The organism is Streptomyces sp. NPDC002730 (assembly GCF_042888805.1).
In the GTDB taxonomy this organism is placed as follows: Bacteria; Actinomycetota; Actinomycetes; order Streptomycetales; family Streptomycetaceae; genus Streptomyces.
In genome coordinates, this window is record NZ_JBIAQG010000047.1 from 1 (window position 1) to 4195 (window position 4195).

Consider the following 4195-nt stretch of genomic DNA (forward strand, 5'->3'; position numbering starts at 1 on the left):
GACCGCGTTGATCGCCTCCCTGCACCGCTGCCCTTCATGCCACCGCAAGCCCGATGACCTCACCAGCCTCGATCGCGGACCATGACCAAGCTCTGAGCTTGCGGCACCGCACAAACTTGTCCTCGACCAGCTTGCCCAGCAGCGCGGCATTGAGCTGTTCCACGGTCCGCGCGCCGCCGCGGCCCATCAGCTTGATCAACGTGGTCGGGTGCGGCACCGGGGAAGTCAACGGGATTCGGCAGAACCTTCGCCAACTCAAGGAATCCGCGACCTCACGGCACAGCGTCTCGTAACCGAGCTGGTACCGGTGCTTGAGATACAGCAGTCGCAGCAACGTCTCGACCGGCACCGACGGCCGCCCCAGCCGCTCGGCGAATACCGCCCGCCACGGGGCGATGAACCTCTCGTCGTCCAAGAACGCATCGATCCTGGCCAGCTCAGCCGGCAGCAGCCGCGCTTGCTCCGGCAGCACCTCCCACCACGTGTCCTGCACTCCCGCGACACGCAACATCGCCACCACCCCCGGCCGCCGATGACCCACCTCCACTGTCGCGGCCACCGACAACCGGCACCAGCTCTCCCCACAGGTCAACCCAACGGCAACCCCGACTTCTTCAGGGGCAAGTAGCTAGCGGGCCCCGTAGTCCGCTGTGCAGGGCCGCCATGTCCAGTGCTACGGCGCGCTCAACCGGATGGGCCGCGCGCAACACGCCGGGACAGTCCATGAGGATCGACGCCTGCCCGTGAGTCTCCGGGGTTCGGTCGCCCAGTGCAGCGGCCGCCGTACGACAGGCACCGTCTCGTAGCCATCCTCACCTCATGATCCACACGGGGAAGGGCTCCGGTCGGCGTCTCGGGCCCCGTGTCCAGTTGTCTTCGGCTCCCGACCCGCCCCTCCGGAGGACCGCACGGACAACAGCCATGACGTACGGTAATGGTTACGTCACTATTGGCTATCATGGCGGCCTGCCCGGCGGTGTACGAGGCCGCCAGTCTGCAGCAGGAGGCTTTCAGGTGATCGGACGTCGAAGGCCGGACAGGCAGCCACCGGACAGGAGGGGCGGCTGGCGCCGGTGGTGGAGCAGGGTACGGGCCATCGCGGTGGGACTGGTCGTGCTGGCCGTGCCGGCTCTGCCGGTGGTCACAGCACCGCAGGCCGCCGCCGTTCCCGCCGGCACCTACGCCTACGTCGCCAACCGATCCTCGGACACCGTATCGGTGATCAACACGGCCACGAACGCCGTCACCACCACCATCACCGTGGGAGACGGGCCTGCCGATGTGGCGGTCAACCCCGCCGGCACCTACGCCTACGTCACCAACCGAAACTCGGAGACCGTGTCGGTCATCAACACCTCCACCAACACCGTCACCGCCACCATCCTGTTCGGCAACACCCCCACGGCGGTGGCGGTCAACCCCACCGGCACCTACGTCTACGTCACCAACGCGGACACCGTGTCGGTCATCCAAACCTCCGACAACACCGTCACCGCCACCATCCCCGTCGGCAACACCCCCAGGGCGGTGGCGGTCAACCCCGCCGGCACTTACGTCTACGTCGCCGACGCCAACGGGGACACCGTGTCGGTCATCCAAACCTCCGACAACACCGTCGCCGCCACCGTCACCCTCCCTGTCGGCAGCAGCCCTCGGTCGGTGGCGGTCAACCCCGCCGGCACTTACGTCTACGTCGCCAACGCCAACGCGGACACCGTGTCGGTCATCCAAACCTCCGACAACACCGTCGCCGCCACCGTCACCCTCCCTGTCGGCAGCAGCCCTCGGTCGGTGGCGGTCAACCCCGCCGGCACTTACGTCTACGTCGCCAACGCCAACGCGGACACCGTGTCGGTCATCCAAACCTCCGACAACACCGTCACCGCCACCGTCCCCGTCGGCACCTTCCCGGCTGGCGTCGCGGTCACTCCGAGCGGGGCCTTCGCCTACGTCACCACCAACGACGATGACTCCGTCTCGGTGATCGACACCTCCGACAACACCGTCACCGCGACCGTCCCCGTCGGCGCCGGCCCGTACGGAGTGACGGTCGCCGCAGTCCCCGCGCCTGCCGTGACGGCGGTGGGCTGTACCACGGCAGAGCTGATCGCCGCGATCAACGCCGCCAACGCCAGCAACGGCACCCTCAGCCTCGCCTCGTACTGCGTCTACGACCTGGACGCGGTCTACAGCGGTGTCGACGGCCTGCCGCCGATCACCGGTTCGGTCACCATCGTGGGCAACAACGCCACCATCCAACGCGCCACCACCGCAGCCACCGAGTTCCGCATCCTCGACGTCGCCTCCGGCGGAGCACTGACCGTGAACGACCTCACCGTCATGAACGGCTCCCTCACTGGCAGCAACAGCGGCGGCGGCATCCGGGTGCAGAACAGCGGCACCCTCACCGCGGACACGCTCACCCTCCAGGGCAACCACACCGACAACGACGGCGGAGGCATCAGCGTCGCAAGCGGCGGTACCGCCACCCTCACCGACAGCCTCATCAACGACAACACGGCCGATGACCAGGGCGGCGGCGTCGACGCCGAAGGACAGACCACCGTCACCGGCACCACCGTCTCCGGCAACCGAGCGAAGACAAACGGCGGCGGCATCAACACCGACAACGGGGCCCAGGCCCTCACCATCACCAATAGCACCATCAACAACAACACGGGCATTCTGTACAGCGGTGGCCTGGACCTGGGGAACGGCACCGCCACTATCACCGGCAGTTCGATCAGCGACAACCGAGTCACCAACGGCAAAGCCGGAGGCCTCTCCAACAACTCCGGGAGCCTCACCGTCACGAACTCCACCATCGCCAGCAACACCGTCACCAGATCTGCCACTGGCTCCTTCGACGGAGGCGGTATCGAAAGCGACGGCACCACCGTGCTGGACAACACCCAGGTCACCGGAAACAAGCTCATCGGTGCCAACGGGGAGGGAGCCGGCATCGCGGTCCTCGACGGTTCTCTCACCCTGCAAAATGGCAGCGTCGTCAGCGGCAACCTGGCCTCCGGCCAGTACTCCAACGGCGGCGGCATCTACACCGAGGACAATGCCACCACCCCCACCGTGACCACTGTGGCCGTGACGAGTTCGTCCGTCACCGGGAACACGGTCACCGGAACCGGATCCCGCGGCGCCGGCATCTACAACACCGACGCCAGCATCTCCCTCACCAACAGCAGCGTCACCGACAACACCGCCCCCGCCGCGCCCGCACCCGGCGGCATCTACACCGAAACCCAGTTCATCGTGACCAACTCCACCATCACCGGAAACAGCCCCACCAACTGCGTGCTCAGCCCCGTCATCCCCACCGACTGCGACAACTGACCGCAAGGACGCGAACAACGCCCACCTGAGCCCTGAGTCGGGGACTGTAAATCGAACGGCCCTGTCTCGCAAGGTCTGTAAAGCTAGCGGTGTAACTGGGGTTGGTGTGGCTAGAGTTGACCTGCGGTGAGGCGGCCGTCGAAGGCGATGTCGAAGGCGTTCATCGCGCCCTTCCAGCGCATGGTCCAGCGTTTGCGGCCGGCGCCGGTCGGGTCGAGGCTCATGACGGCCATGTAGACGCACTTGAGGGCGGCCTGTTCCGTGGGGAAGTGCCCGCGGGAACGGACCTTGGAATCCAGTGGTCGTTGCAACACGTGGTTGGTTGGTCAGGCTGCGATCAGTTTATGCAGGCGCTGGGCCGGGGTTTCCCATGCGAGGGTCTTCCGCGGGCGGCCGTTGAGTTCGGCAGCGACCGTGTCCAGGTACTCGCGGGTATGGGCCGAGAGGTCGGTTCCCTTCGGGAAGTACTGCCGCAGCAGCCCGTTGGTGTTTTCGTTCGAGCCGCGCTGCCAGGGGCTGGCGGGATCGCAGAAGTACACCGGAATGTTGGTGGCTATGGTGAAGGAGCCGTGAGCGGCCATCTCGCTGCCCTGGTCCCAGGTCAGCGAGCGCGTCAGGTGAGCGGGTAGGGCCTGGACGGTGTCCACGAGAGCGTCGCGGACCAGTTCTGAGGCGTCCCCCGGAGTGTGGACACGGGGGTTCATGCTGCGAGTGTGAGTTTACGTGCTCTCTGCTGTTGTTGTTCGAACTCTGCTGGCGAGAGGTAGTTGAGAGCGCTGTGGCGCCTGCGTACGTTGTAGTAGGTGAGCGACTGGAAGATCTCCAGCCTTGCCTGCCGCATCGTGGA

General features: G+C 66.4%; 2 protein-coding genes and 3 pseudogenes. 1 reads left to right on the plus strand and 4 read right to left on the minus strand.

Annotated elements, in window-relative coordinates:
* Positions 1-91: 91 nt before the first annotated feature.
* A pseudogene (locus tag ACFYXH_RS42170) lies at positions 92-511 on the minus strand (transposase); the annotation flags it as partial.
* Between the two features lie 503 nt (positions 512-1014).
* On the opposite strand from ACFYXH_RS42170, the gene ACFYXH_RS42175 reads away from it, so the two are divergent.
* Positions 1015-3348 (plus strand): beta-propeller fold lactonase family protein, encoded by a 2334-nt coding sequence (locus ACFYXH_RS42175; RefSeq protein ID WP_389575094.1) that lies wholly within the window; start codon positions 1015-1017, stop codon positions 3346-3348.
* Positions 3349-3458: 110 nt separating this feature from the next.
* Here the strand turns inward: ACFYXH_RS42175 and ACFYXH_RS42180 are convergent.
* The 3 genes and pseudogenes from ACFYXH_RS42180 to ACFYXH_RS42190 form a co-directional block, all read right to left on the minus strand.
* Positions 3459-3635: pseudogene (locus ACFYXH_RS42180) on the minus strand (IS256 family transposase); the annotation flags it as partial.
* Positions 3636-3674: 39 nt separating this feature from the next.
* Positions 3675-4040 (minus strand): annotated as a pseudogene (locus tag ACFYXH_RS42185) (IS30 family transposase); the annotation flags it as partial.
* A gap of 8 nt (positions 4041-4048) precedes the next feature.
* Positions 4049-4189 (minus strand): IS3 family transposase, encoded by a 141-nt coding sequence (locus ACFYXH_RS42190; RefSeq protein WP_389575097.1) that lies wholly within the window; start codon positions 4187-4189, stop codon positions 4049-4051.
* Positions 4190-4195: the final 6 nt, after the last annotated feature.

Bases quoted from the DNA above. Each gene is read 5' to 3' on its own strand.
- ACFYXH_RS42190 (WP_389575097.1), bottom strand. From the start codon at position 4,189: ATGCGGCAGGCAAGGCTGGAGATCTTCCAGTCGCTCACCTACTACAAC.